The sequence below is a fragment of the Sinomonas soli genome (assembly GCF_054782415.1).
The window spans coordinates 211,687-225,601 of record NZ_BAAGSN010000003.1 but is presented as its reverse complement, the minus strand read 5'-3'; the positions used below and the strand labels follow the sequence as shown (position 1 = coordinate 225,601).

Here is a 13,915-nt window from a genome sequence, read left to right as displayed (position 1 = left end):
CGCTACCAGTCCACGACTCCCGGCCACCGTCCCCGGAACGGCCGGCCTCATGTGAAAGGGCCACCGATGTTCCGGCTCGCCCGCCTGTCCATGGCGAACAGGGCGCTCATCGCGCTCATCATGGTCTTCGCCTCGGTCTTCGGGGTCATCACGGCGACGAGCCTCAAGCAGGAGCTCATCCCGTCCATCGAGTTCCCCCAGCTCACCGTGGTCACCTCGATGGCCGGCGCCTCGCCGGACGTGGTGGACAAGCAGATCGGCCAGCCGCTGGAGAAGTCGCTCCAGGCCGTCGAGGGGCTTGAGAGCAGCGCCTCGACCTCCCGCACCGGGGTCTCGACGATCCGGCTCTCGTTCCAGTACGGGACCAACCTGGACCGCGCGCGGAACCAGATCGACCGCGCCATCTCCAACGTCAAGTCCCAGCTGCCCGCCGACGCCTCCCCCAACACACTCGCCGGCAGCATCAGCGACTTCCCCATCGTCTTCATCGCCGCGTCCTCGGACAGGCCGCTCAGCCAGCTGGACACCCAGCTCATCCAGCAGGCCGTTCCGAAGCTCACGAAGATCGACGGCGTCCGCAGCGTGGACGTGACCGGAGGCGCCACGCAGCACCTCCAGATCCAGCCGGACCCGGCCGCGATGGCGGGCCGCGGCGTCGACATCGCCTCGATCCGCACAGCCCTGCAGAACAACGGCGCCCTCGTGCCGATCGGGACGGTCACCGACCAGGGGAAGTCCCTCTCGCTCCAGGCTGGCAGCCCGGTCGACTCGACCGATGCCGTCAAGTCGCTGCCGCTCACCGGGGCGAAGCAGCCGACGACGATCGGCGACGTCGCCTCCGTGACCATCGAGGACGATGCCCCGACGTCGATCACCCGGACCGACGGCAAGCCGACCCTCGCCCTGTCCGTGACGAAGAAGCCCGACGGGGACACGGTGGCGATCTCCCACGCGGTGCGTGACGCCCTCCCCCAGCTGGCCTCCGACCTCGGCTCGAACGCAAAGCTCACCACGGTGTTCGACCAGGCGCCGTTCATCGAGAAGTCGATCCGGGACCTGACCACCGAGGGCGCCCTCGGCCTCGGCTTCGCCGTCCTGACCATCCTCGTCTTCCTGCTCTCGGTCCGCTCGACCCTCGTCACCGCGGTCTCGATCCCCCTCTCGCTCCTCATCACGTTCATCGGGCTGTTCGCCGCCGGGTACTCGCTGAACATCCTCACGCTCGGCGCGCTGACGATCGCGATCGGCCGCGTCGTGGACGACTCGATCGTGGTCATCGAGAACATCAAGAGGCACCTGAGCTACGGCGAGGAGAAGACGACGGCGATCCTCAACGCCGTGCGCGAGGTCGCCGGCGCCGTGACCGCCTCCACGCTCACCACGGTGGCCGTCTTCCTGCCGATCGCCTTCGTCGGGAACCTCGCCGGAGAGCTGTTCCGGCCCTTCGCGCTCACCGTCACGATCGCGCTGCTCGCCTCGCTCGTCGTCGCCCTCACGATCGTTCCCGTGCTCGCGTACTGGTTCCTCGGCCACCGGCCCGCGGCTGGGCGGGACCGGGCCGAGATCGAGGCAGAGGCCCACGAGAAGGAGCGGCGCAGCGCCCTGCAGCGCGGCTACCTCCCGGTCCTCCACGCCACCCAGCGGCGGCCCGTCGTCACGCTCGTGGCCGGCGCGCTCCTCCTCGTGGGCACCTTCGCCCTCGCGCCGCTCCTGCCCACCAACCTGCTCGGGAACACCGGCCAGAACAACTTCACCGTCACGCAGAAGCTCGCTCCCGGCACGAGCCTGGACGCCACGAGCGCCGCGGCGGCCAAGGTGGAGGACGCGCTCAAGGGCGTGGACGGCATCCAGACCGTCCAGGTGACGATCGGAAACTCGACGACCGGCTTCAGCGCCTTCCTGTCCTCGGGCGCCTCCAACGCCACCTTCACGGTGATCACGGACGAGTCCAAGGACCAGGTGGCGCTGCAGCAGCAGGTGCGCGACGCCGTCGGCCGCCTCTCCGGGGTCGGCACGGTCTCGGTGGGCAGCCAGCAGAGCGGTTTCGGCACGGCCTCGACCGTCGACGTGACCGTGAAGGCGCCCGACTCGGCCTCGCTCGCGAAGGCCAACGACGCGGTCGTGGCGGCGCTCAAGGACGTCCCCGGCGCGACGGACGTGACGAGCAACCTCGTGGCGGCCCAGCCGGTGGTCCAGGTCAAGGTGGACCGCGCGAAGGCCGCGGCCGCCGGCCTTAACGAGCAGCAGGTCAGCACGGCGCTGGCCACGACGGTGAGCCCGGTCCCGGCCGGAACGGTGCGTTTCGACACGACCGACTACCCCGTGCGGATCGGCAAGGGCACGCAGTTCCAGAGCATCGGAGCGGTCCGGGCCATCCCGATCCCGGGCGCGCCGGGCGGCCTCACGCTGGGCCAGATCGCCTCCGTGGAGGCCGTGGACGTCCCGGTGACCGTCACCAGCACCGCGGGGCAGCGCACCGCGACCGTCTCCGTGACGCCCGGCGACGCGAACCTCGGCTCGGTGAGCGGCGAGGTCTCCAAGCGGGTGGCCGCGCTGGCGCTCGACGGCGGGGCGACCGCGTCGGTGGGCGGTGCCGCAAGCCAGCAGGCGCAGTCGTTCCAGCAGCTCGGCCTCGCGCTGCTCGCCGCGATCGCGATCGTGTACGTGATTATGGTCGCCGCGTTCAAGAGCCTGCTCCAGCCGCTCGTCCTCCTGGTCTCGGTGCCGTTCGCCGCGACCGGGGCGATCCTGCTGCTCCTGGTGACCCGGATTCCCCTCGGGCTGCCCTCGCTCATCGGCCTGCTCATGCTCGTGGGCATCGTCGTGACGAACGCCATTGTGCTCATCGACCTCATCAACCAGTACCGCCGCCCCCAGGGGGGACGCCCGGCCCTGCCGCTCGCAGAGGCGATCGAGCAGGGCGCGCGCCAGCGGCTCCGTCCGATCCTCATGACGGCCCTCGCGACCATCTTCGCCCTGACCCCCATGGCCCTGGGCCTCACGGGCGGCGGCGGGTTCATCGCCCAGCCGCTCGCCGTCGTCGTGATCGGCGGGCTCGTCTCCTCCACCGCGCTCACGCTCGTGCTGGTCCCGGTCCTGTACCGGCTCGTGGAGGGCGGGCTCGAGCGGCGGAGGCTGCTGCGCGACCTCAAGCGCACTCCCCTGCCCGAGCCGGCGGAGGAGGACGCCGCCGAGCCCGAGGGCGACTGGACCACCGGAGCCGTTCCGCGGGTGAGCGGGCGGCGCGCCGCGAAGGACTGATCCCCGGCCGCGGGAATGTCCGGCGGCGGTCCCCCGTTGAGATAGATGCAAATGCATTTATCTAGCCGGGCGACCGCCGCTCGGGTCCGATGAAAGGTCGTTTCATGCAGTTCGGCATCTTCAGCGTCGGCGACGTCACCCTCGACCCCACGACGGGCCACCTGCCCACCGAGGGCGAGCGGATCCAGGCGATCGTCAAGATCGCCAAGCACGCCGAGGAGGTGGGCCTCGACGTCTTCGCGACCGGCGAGCACCACAACCCGCCGTTCTACCCGAGCTCCCCCACCACGCTGCTGGGCTACATCGGCGCGCAGACCGAGAAGCTCATCCTCTCCACCACGACGACGCTCATCACCACCAATGACCCGGTGAAGATCGCCGAGGACTTCGGCATGCTCCAGCACCTCGTGGGCGGCCGCACCGACCTCGTGCTGGGGCGCGGCAACACGGCCCCCGTCTACCCCTGGTTCGGCAAGAACCCCCAGGACTCCCTCGAGCTGACGATCGAGAACTACGCGCTCCTGCGCCGCCTCTGGGACGAGGAGGTGGTCACCTGGACCGGCAAGTTCCGCACCCCGCTGCACAGCTTCACGGCAACTCCCCGCCCGCTCGACGGCGTGGCCCCCTTCGTGTGGCACGGCTCGATCCGCACCCCGCAGATCGCTGAGCTCGCCGCCTACTACGGGGACGGATTCTTTGCCAACAACATCTTCTGGCCGAAGGAGCACTACATCCGGCTCATCAACCTGTACCGCGAGCGGTTCGAGCACTACGGCCACGGCAGGGCGCACCAGGCGATCGTGGGCCTCGGCGGACAGTTCTTCATCCGCCCGAACTCCCAGGACGCCAAGCGCGAATTCCGGCCTTACTTCGACAACGCCCCCGTATACGGCCACGGCCCCTCGATGGAGGACTTCACCGCCCAGACCCCGCTGACCGTGGGCAGCCCGGCCGAGTTCGTCGAGAAGACGCTCGCCTTCCGCGACTACTTCGGCGACTACCAGCGCCAGCTGTTCCTCGTGGACCACGCCGGGCTGCCGCTCAAGACCGTCCTCGAGCAGCTCGACCTCCTCGGCGAGGTGCTCCCGGAGCTCCGGGCGGGCTTCGCGGAGGGACGCCCCGCGGACGTCCCGGAGGCCCCGACGCATGCGGCACGGGTGGCGGCGCGGCGCGCCGAGGAGTCCGCGGCCGGCGAGGCCATGGCAGAGGCTGCGGCCCAGTGACCGCCCAGACGCCCGCTCCCCGGGCCCCTGCCCCCTCGGTCCGCGAGGTGTCCGAGGCCTGGGAGTCCCTCTTCCGCGCCCAGGTCGCGGTGATGCGCCGGCTCCAACGCGATCCCGCGTTCCGGACGCTCGGCATCAACAGCTACGACGTGCTCTTCACCCTCAGCCGGTGCGAGGGTCGCGGACTCCGGCTCAACGAGCTCAACGACCACGTGCTCCTCGCGCAGTCGAGCCTCTCCCGCCTCGTGGAGCGGCTCGAGCGGCAGGGGCTCGTGGCGCGGGAGAGCACCCCCGCCGACGGCCGCGGCGTCGTCGTCCGCCTCACCGAGGAGGGCGCCCGCGTCCAGCGGGAGGTGGGCCGCGCCCACGTGCGCGAGATCAACCGGATCATGGGAGGGGCGCTCGACGCCGGCGACCTCGCCTCGCTGCGGGACCTCACCACGCGCGTGCGCGAGCATGTTGTGGCGGAGCACCCGCTCTGAGGCCGACGACGGCGGCCCGGCTCGGCCGACCCGGGCCGCCGCCTGCTGCCGCCGTCGGCGGCGGCGGGCCGCTCAGCCGAGCGCCACGAGCGCGGCGGGATCCTCGGCGGGCAGGTCGGCGGCCTCGGCCGTGACGGTGAGCCGGTTGAGCGTGAGCCGTCCCCCGACGGTCGAGAGGAACGCCGTGTCCGAGGAGTCCCGTCCGGCCGTGATCCGCAGCATCGAGGCCCGAGGTGCCAGCCCGGTGGGATCGAGCACGCGCCACGCGCCGTCGACGAACGCCTCCGCGACGGCGTGGAAGTCCATGGGCCGCAGGCCTGGGGCGTAGACGGCGGCGAGCCGGGCGGGGACGTCCTTGGCACGCAGGAGGGCGATGGCCAGGTGGGCGAAGTCCCGGCAGACGCCCCGGCGGTGCAGGAGCGTCTCGACGGCCCCGTCGGTCCCCCGCGAGGCCCCGCTGGCATAGGCGAGCTGGGCATTGACCCAGTCCCGCACGGCCTGGACGAGCTCGAGCCCGGCAAGCGAGCCGAAGTGCGCGTACGAGGTGGGCAGGAGGCGGTCGCTCTCCGCATAGCGGCTGGGGCGGACGTAGCGGATGAGCTCCATCTCGTCGACCGGCTCGGGGGCGCCCGTCCCCTCGACCACCGCACGGTAGTCGACCTCGACCTCCGTGGGCTCGGCGAGTTCGAGGACATGGAAGCGGCCTCCGTGGCCGTCGAGGAGCTCCCGCGGTTCCACCGTCCGGCCTCCGGCCGTCACCATGAGCTCCTCCTCGAACGAGGTGTAGCCGGGGACGCGGGCCACGGCTATGGCCATGGCCAGCTTGGTCTGCGGCGCGGTCGTGAACTTCAGGTGGGCACCGACGGTGCGCTGCATGGGGCTCCAGGAGGGCTAGGACTGCGTGAAGGCCAGCGACATGATCATGCGCTGCGCGTCGGCGAAGTCGCCCGAGTCGCGGACGTAGGCCGACGCCTGAGCAAGGGTATCGAATGAGGACAGCGGCGCAACCTGGGCCTGGGGCGACGGGGGGACTACCTCGACGGTGTCCGCGAACGAGTACCCGCCGATCCCGGCGGGGCCCGGGACGATGTTGACGAGCCGGCAGGCCTTCCCGTCCTGGGCCGAGGTGGCGAGGGCCGTGAGACCGAACGAGCCGAAGTACTTGTAGCCCTGGATCACCCGGAACACGAAGCGCGGGGTGATGACGGCGGGCCCGTCCGTGAACGGCACCGTGACGGGGACGCTGTTCAGCACGGAGTAGGGCTTGGCCTGCGCCGGGTCGCACGGTGCGGACGTGGGGACGGGCAGGCCGGTCTGGAGTGCCGCGACGAAGGTGCCGTCCCCCTTCTTGACCTCGATGTGCAGCGAGCCGGGCGCGGCGCCGGCTGCCGGGTCGGTGCTCTGGACGATCCAGTCCGCGGGCAGCTCGAACCTGACCTTCTTCGCCGGGTCCGTGTAGGTCTTCCAGGTGGCGCTCGTGGCGCCGGGCGACGGCGTTCCGGCGCCAGTCGCGGTCGCGGAGCCGCTCGGGGTGGGGCCCCCTGCGCTCGGGCCGCCCGGCGCGGCGGAGGCCGTCCCTGCGCTCGGCACACCGGTCCAGACGGGGGCGCCGGCGCCGGCGCCGCAGCCGGCGAGGAGCGCGGCGACCGCGAGCGCCGCGATCCCGCCGACGGCGCGGGAAGCACGGCCAGTGCGGGGCGCACCTACCTCGCCGACTTCGCCCGCAGCGCGCGGCCCTCTGCGGGCGAGCTGCGGGGAGCTGCGCGGCGGCTCTGGACTGCTGGCGGCGACCATGGTCCAACCCTAGCGAAGCCGCCCTCCCGTAGGCTGTCGCCATGCCCGATGAGCACCGCCCCGCTGCCCACCCGGAGGCCCCGGCAGCGGCCGGCCCCGCCACCGCTCCTCTCCCCCACGAGGTGGCCGACTGGCGCCTGCGCGTCTTCTCGCTGTACGAGGGCGTCCGGGCGGCGGCACCCCGCGCGGGCCACGAGCTGTGGCGGCACGGGCGCGACGACCTGTTCGCCACCCACCCCGCATCACCCCTGCCTCCGCACCGCCGTGCAGGCTTCCGTGGCCTGCCCGTCGCACCCTACGACCCCGCCTACCGCTTCGACACCCTGCTCCTGCCCGAGGGGGCAGGTCAGGAGCGGCGCGTCGCGACCGGCACCGACGGCGTCGTCACGTTCGTCCGCATCGGCACCTTCGAGCTGCCCGGCCTCGGCAGCCTCGCCGCGTGGGAGCACATCGGGTACGGCGGCGGGCTGTTCGTGCCGTTCCGCGACGCCACGGCGGGCCGCCCGGGCGGCTCCTACGGGGCGGGGCGGTACCTCCTCGACTCCATCAAGGGTGCCTTCCTCGGCACAGGCCGCGCCGACGCGGCCGGGCCGGCCGACACCACCAGCGGCGTGACCTACACCCTGGACTTCAATTTCGCCTACAACCCGAGCTGCGCGTACGACGAGGCCTGGGCATGCCCGCTGCCCGGCCCCGAGAACCGGCTGGAGGCGGAGATCCCGGTCGGCGAGCTCGCACCGTCGGAATCGTGAGCTCCCGGGTCTGCGCGGCGGAGCAGTTGCACCGCGGCGGCACCTTAGCAGCACCCACGGACGTTCCCGCTGGTTGACACCCGGCTGTGACGCCTGCCATAGTGTGGGACGTGAACCTGTCAGACAGCCTTACACGCGGACAGCAGGACAGCGCAACGCCGCGCCGGCCGCTCGTCCGCGTGAGCGCCGCGGAGGCTGTCCTTGCCGACCTCCGCGCCGACATCGAGGCGGGCTCCGTGCCCGTGGGCGGGAAGCTCCCCTCGGAGGCCGCCCTGGCCGCTCGCTACGGCGTCAGCCGGTCGGTCGTGCGCGAGGCCCTCCGCTCGTGCGCGGCGCTCGGCCTCACCCAGACGCATACCGGCAAGGGAACCTTCGTCGTCTCCGCACGCGCCACCGGAGACCTCGTGCTGGGCCGCTACTCGGCCCGGGACCTCACCGAGGCCCGCCCGCACATCGAGGTGCCCGCCGCCGGGCTGGCCGCGCTGCGGCGCACCGAGGAGGACCTCGCAACCCTCAAGGGCATCGTCGCCGAGACTGCCGCCGAGGACGACCCGGCGGCCCGCGTGGCGCTCGAGGCGGTCTTCCACGGCACCATCGCCAAGGCCAGCGGTAACCGCGTCTTCGAGGACGTCCTCTCCGACCTGCGCGAGGCGCTGGCCCACCAGTCCGAGACCCTCAACCTCCTCGCGGACCGCCAGGCCGCCTCCGACCGCGAACACGAGGAGATCCTCGAGGCCATCGAGGCCGAATCCGCGGAGCGGGCCGAGGCCGCGATGGCCAGGCACCTCGCCGCCGTCGACGAGGCCGTCGAACGGCTCGGCCAGCGGTGACGGTTCCGTCCGCCGCCGGGGCGCCCTGATCCCTACCGCCCCTGACAGTCCCCCCTACCCCGACCCCAAGCGAGCCATGACCTCCTCTGCCCCCTCGTCCACGCACAGCTCCGCCGCAACCGCCGCGGCGGCCCCTGCGCTTCCCGTCCATGTCCCCCTCGCCGTCCAGATCCGCGGCGGCGCGGTCGAGGGCGTGCACTACGGGACCGTCGCCGCCACGGACGGCGAGGGCGCGCTGCTCTGGGGCGCGGGCAGCCCCGAGGCCCCGTTCTTCCCCCGCTCGGCCCTCAAGCCGCTCCAGGCCGTCGCGATGGTCCGCGCCGGGCTCTCCCTGCCCGATGAGCTGCTGGCCCTCGCGGCAGCGAGCCATTCCGGCGGCGCCGCCCATCGCGAGGGCACCCGGCGGATCCTCTCGCTCCACGGCCTCGACGAGACGGTGCTCGCGAACACGACCGACCTGCCCTACGGGGTCCGCGAGCGCGAGGAGTGGATCGCCGCGGGCGGCCATGCGGACCGTGTGTGCCAGAACTGCTCCGGCAAGCATGCCGCCATGGCGGCCGTGTGCACCCTCAACGACTGGCCCACCGCGGGCTACCTCGCACCGACGCATCCCCTCCAGCGGCTCATTGCCGCCACCGTGGCGGACCTGACGGGCGAGGAGCCGGCAGGCTGGACCACCGACGGCTGCGGCACCCCGCTGCCGGCGGTCAGCCTGGTCGGCATGGCCCGCGCCTACGGCAGGATCGCGCGCGCCGCCGCAGACGGGAACGGGAGCCCGGAGGCCGCCGTCGGCCGCGCCATGAGCCTCCACCCGGAGATGGTGGCCGGCGACGGCAGGGACGTCACCGCCCTCATGCGCGCGGTGCCGGGCGCCGTGGCGAAGGACGGCTTCGAGGGCGTCCAGCTCGTGGGCCTGCCCGACGGGCGCGCTGTCGGGGTCAAGGTCGCCGACGGCGGAGACCGCGCCCGGATGCCGATCGCCGTGCGCGCGCTCGCCGCGCTGGGACTCCCCGAGGCCCGCGAGGGCGGCTCGCTCGCACCCCTCGCCACGCAGCCCGTGCTCGGCGGGGGCCGTCGCGTCGGCGTCCTCACCGCGCTCGACGACGGCCTCCCGCCCGCCGCGGTCTAGTCACCGCAGCGCAGCCCCCTTCCCCGCCCAGCCGTTCTCCCTCCCCTCCTGCCAGACCAGACCCCGCCAGACCAGACCCCGCCCTGCCAGAAAGGCACCACCATGGCCTCCCCCACCACCGCCGCAGAAGACGCCGCGGTCGCACGCGACGACCAGTCGGGCCCCACGGGCGCCGAGCTCGGCCCGGACGTGCCCGAGGGCTTCCGTTCCGAGCACGACCTGCTGGGCGACCGGCTCGTCCCCGACCAGGCGTACTGGGGCGTGCACACCCTCCGCGCCGTGGAGAACTTCCCCATCACGGGGCGCCGGCTCTCCACCAACCCCCATCTCGTGCGGGGGCTCGCCGCGGTCAAGCTCGCGGCCGCCCGGGCCAACCGCGAACTCGGACTGCTCGACGGCGAGCGGTCCGACGCGATTGAGGCCGCCTGCCAGGAGATCCTCGGCGGCTCGCTCCTCGACGAATTCGTCGTGGACGTCATCCAGGGCGGCGCCGGCACGTCGTCGAACATGAACGCCAACGAGGTCATCGCCAACCGCGCCCTCGAGGTCCTGGGACGGCGCAAGGGCGACTACGCGGCCCTGCACCCCAACGACCACGTCAACCTCAGCCAGTCGACCAACGACGTCTACCCCACTGCGGTGCGCGTCGCCACGGTGTTCGGCATCGAGGACCTTCTCGCGGCGCTCGTTGCGCTCGAGGACGCGTTCGCCGCGAAGGCGTGCGAGTTCCGCACGGTCGTGAAGATGGGGCGCACCCAGCTCCAGGACGCGGTCCCCATGACCCTGGGCCAGGAATTCGGGACCTACGCCGTGACCATCGGCGAGGACCGCGAGCGCCTGCGCGAGGCCTCCGGCCTGATCCACGAGATCAACCTCGGGGCTACGGCCATCGGCACCGGCCTCAACGCCCCCGCCGGCTACGCCGAGGCCGCCTGCCGGCACCTCGGCGAGGTCACGGGACTGCCGCTCGTGACCGCCGTCGACCTCATCGAGGCCACCCAGGACATGGGCGCATTCGTCCACCTCTCCGGCGTGCTCAAGCGGGTTGCGGTCAAGCTCTCCAAGATCTGCAACGACCTCCGGCTGCTCTCCTCGGGGCCGCGCGCCGGGCTCGCCGAGATCACCCTGCCGGCGGTCCAGTCCGGTTCCTCGATCATGCCAGGCAAGATCAACCCGGTGATCCCGGAGGTGGTCAACCAGGTCGCGTTCGAGGTGATCGGCAACGACGTCACCATCACCATGGCGGCCGAGGGCGGGCAGCTGCAGCTCAACGCCTTCGAGCCGATCATCGTCCACAGCCTGCATGAGAGCATCACGCACCTCACGGCCGCGTGCCACACGCTCGCCGACCGCTGCGTGAGCGGGATCACCGCCAACGTGGAGCGGCTGCGCAGCACCGTCGAGCAGTCCATCGGGCTCGTCACCGCGCTCAACCCGTATCTCGGGTACGCTCAGGCGACTGCCATCGCCCAGGAGGCGCTCGCGACCGGCCGCGGAGTCGCCGAGCTCGTCCTCGAGCGCGGGCTCCTCACGGCAGACCGTCTCGACGAGCTCCTCCGCCCGGAGCGGCTCGCCAACCTCGGCGCCTGAGCGCGCCCCACCGTCCAGGGCGCTCGGCCGGCCCACCGCCCGCCAGCACCCCCACGCTCCCCTCGCACCCTTTCCCACCCCGGAACGTCCCCCTGACACCGAAAGGGACCCATGTCCTCCTCACAGCCCCAGCCTCCCAGCACCACGGAAGTCGCCGATCATCTCGAGGACCACGGCCATGCCCATGTGGCTGACCATGTGATCCATGCCGAAGATGCCGGCTACCACAAGGGCCTCAAGGCACGCCAGATCCAGATGATCGCCATCGGCGGCGCGATCGGCACCGGCCTGTTCCTCGGCGCCGGCGGCCGCCTGGCCGCGGCCGGGCCCTCGCTCGTGTTCGCGTACGCGATCTGCGGCGCGTTCGTCTTCCTCATCCTCCGGGCCCTCGGCGAGCTCGTCCTCCACCGGCCCTCCTCCGGCTCCTTCGTCTCCTACGCCCGCGAGTTCTTCGGCGAGAAGGCCGCCTACATCTCCGGCTGGTTCTACTGGATCAACTGGGCCATGACCACCATCGTGGACACCACCGCCGCGGCCCTCTACATGCACTTCTTCGGCAAGTACGTCCCCTGGATCTCCTCAGTGCCCCAGTGGGCCTGGGCCCTGATCGCCCTCGTGCTCGTCCTGGCCCTGAACCTGGTCTCCGTGAAGGTCTTCGGCGAGATGGAATTCTGGTTCGCCCTGATCAAGGTCGCCGCCCTGCTCGCCTTCCTCGCCCTGGGCATCTACTTCGTCCTCTTCGGCACCCCCACCGGCGCCACCACCGGCCTGACCCTCATCTCCGACCACGGCGGCCTCTTCCCCATGGGCCTGGCCCCGATGATCCTGCTCATGCAGGGCGTCGTCTTCGCCTACGCCTCGGTCGAGCTCGTCGGCACCGCCGCGGGCGAGACCCAGAACCCGGAGAAGATCATGCCCCGCGCCATCAACTCGGTCGTGGTGCGCATCGCCGTCTTCTACGTCGGCTCCGTGATCCTGCTCTCGCTGCTGCTGCCCTACACCGCCTACCAGAAGGGCGTGAGCCCCTTCGTGACGTTCTTCGGCTCCATCGGCGTCGGCGGCGTGGACGTGATCATGAACCTCGTCGTCCTCACCGCCGCCCTGTCCTCCCTCAACGCCGGCCTCTACTCCACCGGGCGCATCCTGCGCTCCATGGCCGCCGCCGGCTCCGCCCCCAAGTTCGCCCTGCGCATGAACAAGGCCGGCGTCCCCTACGGCGGCATCGCCATCACCGCCGTCGTCTCCCTCCTGGGCGTCCCGCTGAACTACCTCGTCCCCGCCGACGCCTTCGAGATCGTCCTCAACGTCGCCTCCGTCGGCATCATCTCCACGTGGTTCACGATCGTGGTCTGCCAGATCCAGCTCCACCGCTGGGCCAAGAAGGGCTGGACCACCCGCCCCGCGTTTCGCATGCCCGGCGCCCCCTACACCGGCTACGTCACGCTCGTGTTCCTCGTCGCCGTCTTCATCATGGTGCTCGTCGACTCCCCGTGGACGCTCCTGGCCACCGCCGTGGCCTGCGTCCTCATGGTCCTCGGCTGGTACGCCTCCCGCGAGCGGATCCACGAGATCGCCGCGGCCCGGGACGGGTTCACCGGCGCAGCCCCTGTCGTCGCCAACCGGACCCGGCGGGACTAGCCTCCCGCACACGAGGCGATGGCCGACGACGGCGCCGCACCGCGCCGTCGTCGGCCCGCTTTTGTTGGGGGCTGGCCTCGCCTCTGGGCACCCCCCCGACGGCCGGACGCCACGATGGCCTGCCCCGCGTGGGAAGGGTCACACCGACGGCACAGCACAGCCACAGCGCAGCGTGAAAGGGTGAAGGGCATGGAGAATCCGCAGACCCCGCCCGAGGCCGCTGTGGACCGCTCCGCTCCGGCCAGCGCCCGGGGCCTGCGCGGGGCGGTCCAGGCCATGCTTCCCGCGTCCCTGCAGCGGTTGCGGCCGCTGCGCCGCGGCTGGTCACTGCGGAAGAGCTGGCGTGTGCCCGTGGTCCGCCAGCTCACTCGGTTCACCGGGGTCGGCGTCGTCTGCACACTCAGCTCGCTCGCCCTCTATGCGCTGTGCCGTCCGTGGCTCGGGGCGCAGACCGCGAACGCGGTGGCCCTCATCATCACCTCGGTGATGAACACGTCCCTCAACCGCCGCTTCACCTTCTTGGTCCGGGGTACCGCGAAGCTCGCCCAGGACCACCTCAATGGCCTCGTGGCCCTCGCCGTCGCCCTGCTGCTCACCGCGGGGAGCCTCGAGGGCCTGCACTGGGTGCAGCCCGACGCCGGCGTCGTGGCAGAGCTCTGGACCACGACCATCGCCGGCTGGGTGGCGACCGCGGTCCGCTTCAGCCTCCTGCGCCACTGGATCTTCCGCCGCGCCCGCAACGCCTGAGGCCTAGCCCGGCGACCGGGCCCGAGTGCCTGTTGCGAGAAGTGTCGGACCCCTCTTCTAGAGTGAGGCCATGGCGTGGGAAGACAGCTTCGACTGCTCCGCTGACGAACCGGTCGGCGAACCTCTTACGCCTCCTCCCTCGCTTCTGGCGGCTTGGGAGGAACGGGACCGCCGAGAGCCGGCGCTGGCACCGTCCGCGCGCACGGCGGCCCGGCTGGACCAGGCCGATCGGCTGGTGGACACGCTCAAGGAGCTCGATGCTGAGGAGGCCCGGCTCGCCGCCGAGCGGGCCCGGGTCCTCGCGGCCCTGACGGCCTCGGTGGGCGGGGATTCGTTGGACCCGGTCCGCCGGGCCGACGCCCCCAGTATCGCGGCTTCGGAGGTCGCCGCAGGCCTGAAGATCTCCCAGCGGACCGCGCGGGCACAGGTCGCCGAGGCCCTCGAGCTCACTGGCGGAGGACTGGAGCGG

The 13,915-nt window shown here is 72.0% G+C and carries 11 protein-coding genes; 9 read left to right on the top strand and 2 right to left on the bottom strand.

Annotated elements, in window-relative coordinates:
* The first annotated feature begins 66 nt into the window (after nucleotides 1-66).
* The 3 genes from ACYVKZ_RS02185 to ACYVKZ_RS02175 all read left to right on the top strand — a co-directional run bounded on the left by ACYVKZ_RS02185 (nucleotide 67) and on the right by ACYVKZ_RS02175 (nucleotide 4,966).
* On the top strand, nucleotides 67-3,261 hold the full coding sequence (locus tag ACYVKZ_RS02185) for an efflux RND transporter permease subunit (protein WP_460990381.1): 3,195 nt from the start codon (nucleotides 67-69) through the stop codon (nucleotides 3,259-3,261).
* Nucleotides 3,262-3,365: 104 nt separating this feature from the next.
* Nucleotides 3,366-4,484, top strand: coding sequence for a CE1758 family FMN-dependent luciferase-like monooxygenase (locus ACYVKZ_RS02180; RefSeq protein ID WP_460990380.1), 1,119 nt, complete (start codon nucleotides 3,366-3,368; stop codon nucleotides 4,482-4,484).
* Complete coding sequence (locus ACYVKZ_RS02175; RefSeq protein WP_460990379.1) at nucleotides 4,481-4,966, top strand: MarR family winged helix-turn-helix transcriptional regulator; 486 nt, start codon at nucleotides 4,481-4,483, stop codon at nucleotides 4,964-4,966. Before ACYVKZ_RS02180 ends, ACYVKZ_RS02175 begins: the two co-directional genes overlap by 4 nt.
* Nucleotides 4,967-5,038: 72 nt before the next feature.
* Here the strand turns inward: ACYVKZ_RS02175 and ACYVKZ_RS02170 are convergent, their stop codons facing one another.
* Nucleotides 5,039-5,842, bottom strand: a complete 804-nt coding sequence (locus ACYVKZ_RS02170; protein WP_460990378.1) for a transglutaminase-like domain-containing protein — start codon at nucleotides 5,840-5,842, stop codon at nucleotides 5,039-5,041.
* A gap of 15 nt (nucleotides 5,843-5,857) precedes the next feature.
* Nucleotides 5,858-6,760: a hypothetical protein gene (locus ACYVKZ_RS02165; protein WP_460990377.1), complete on the bottom strand. Its 903-nt coding sequence runs from the start codon at nucleotides 6,758-6,760 to the stop codon at nucleotides 5,858-5,860.
* Nucleotides 6,761-6,801: 41 nt separating this feature from the next.
* Here ACYVKZ_RS02165 and ACYVKZ_RS02160 point away from each other — a divergent pair, with 41 nt between their 5' ends.
* From ACYVKZ_RS02160 to ACYVKZ_RS02135, 6 genes are all read left to right on the top strand, one after another.
* The gene (locus ACYVKZ_RS02160) at nucleotides 6,802-7,512 is read left to right on the top strand and encodes a DUF1684 domain-containing protein (protein ID WP_460990376.1); all 711 of its coding nucleotides are present in this window, start codon (nucleotides 6,802-6,804) and stop codon (nucleotides 7,510-7,512) included.
* A 110-nt stretch (nucleotides 7,513-7,622) separates the two neighbouring features.
* Complete coding sequence (locus tag ACYVKZ_RS02155; RefSeq protein WP_460990375.1) at nucleotides 7,623-8,342, top strand: FadR/GntR family transcriptional regulator; 720 nt, start codon at nucleotides 7,623-7,625, stop codon at nucleotides 8,340-8,342.
* Between the two features lie 76 nt (nucleotides 8,343-8,418).
* The gene (locus tag ACYVKZ_RS02150) at nucleotides 8,419-9,471 is read left to right on the top strand and encodes an asparaginase (protein ID WP_460990374.1); all 1,053 of its coding nucleotides are present in this window, start codon (nucleotides 8,419-8,421) and stop codon (nucleotides 9,469-9,471) included.
* 102 nt (nucleotides 9,472-9,573) lie between these two features.
* The gene (aspA, locus tag ACYVKZ_RS02145) at nucleotides 9,574-11,061 is read left to right on the top strand and encodes an aspartate ammonia-lyase (RefSeq protein ID WP_460990373.1); all 1,488 of its coding nucleotides are present in this window, start codon (nucleotides 9,574-9,576) and stop codon (nucleotides 11,059-11,061) included.
* A gap of 111 nt (nucleotides 11,062-11,172) precedes the next feature.
* Nucleotides 11,173-12,699 carry an amino acid permease gene (locus ACYVKZ_RS02140; protein WP_460990372.1) on the top strand — a complete coding sequence of 509 codons (1,527 nt, stop codon included), beginning with the start codon at nucleotides 11,173-11,175 and terminating at the stop codon, nucleotides 12,697-12,699.
* A gap of 189 nt (nucleotides 12,700-12,888) precedes the next feature.
* A complete protein-coding gene (locus ACYVKZ_RS02135; protein ID WP_460990371.1) occupies nucleotides 12,889-13,446 on the top strand; it encodes a GtrA family protein in 558 nt (185 codons plus the stop codon).
* Nucleotides 13,447-13,915: the final 469 nt, after the last annotated feature.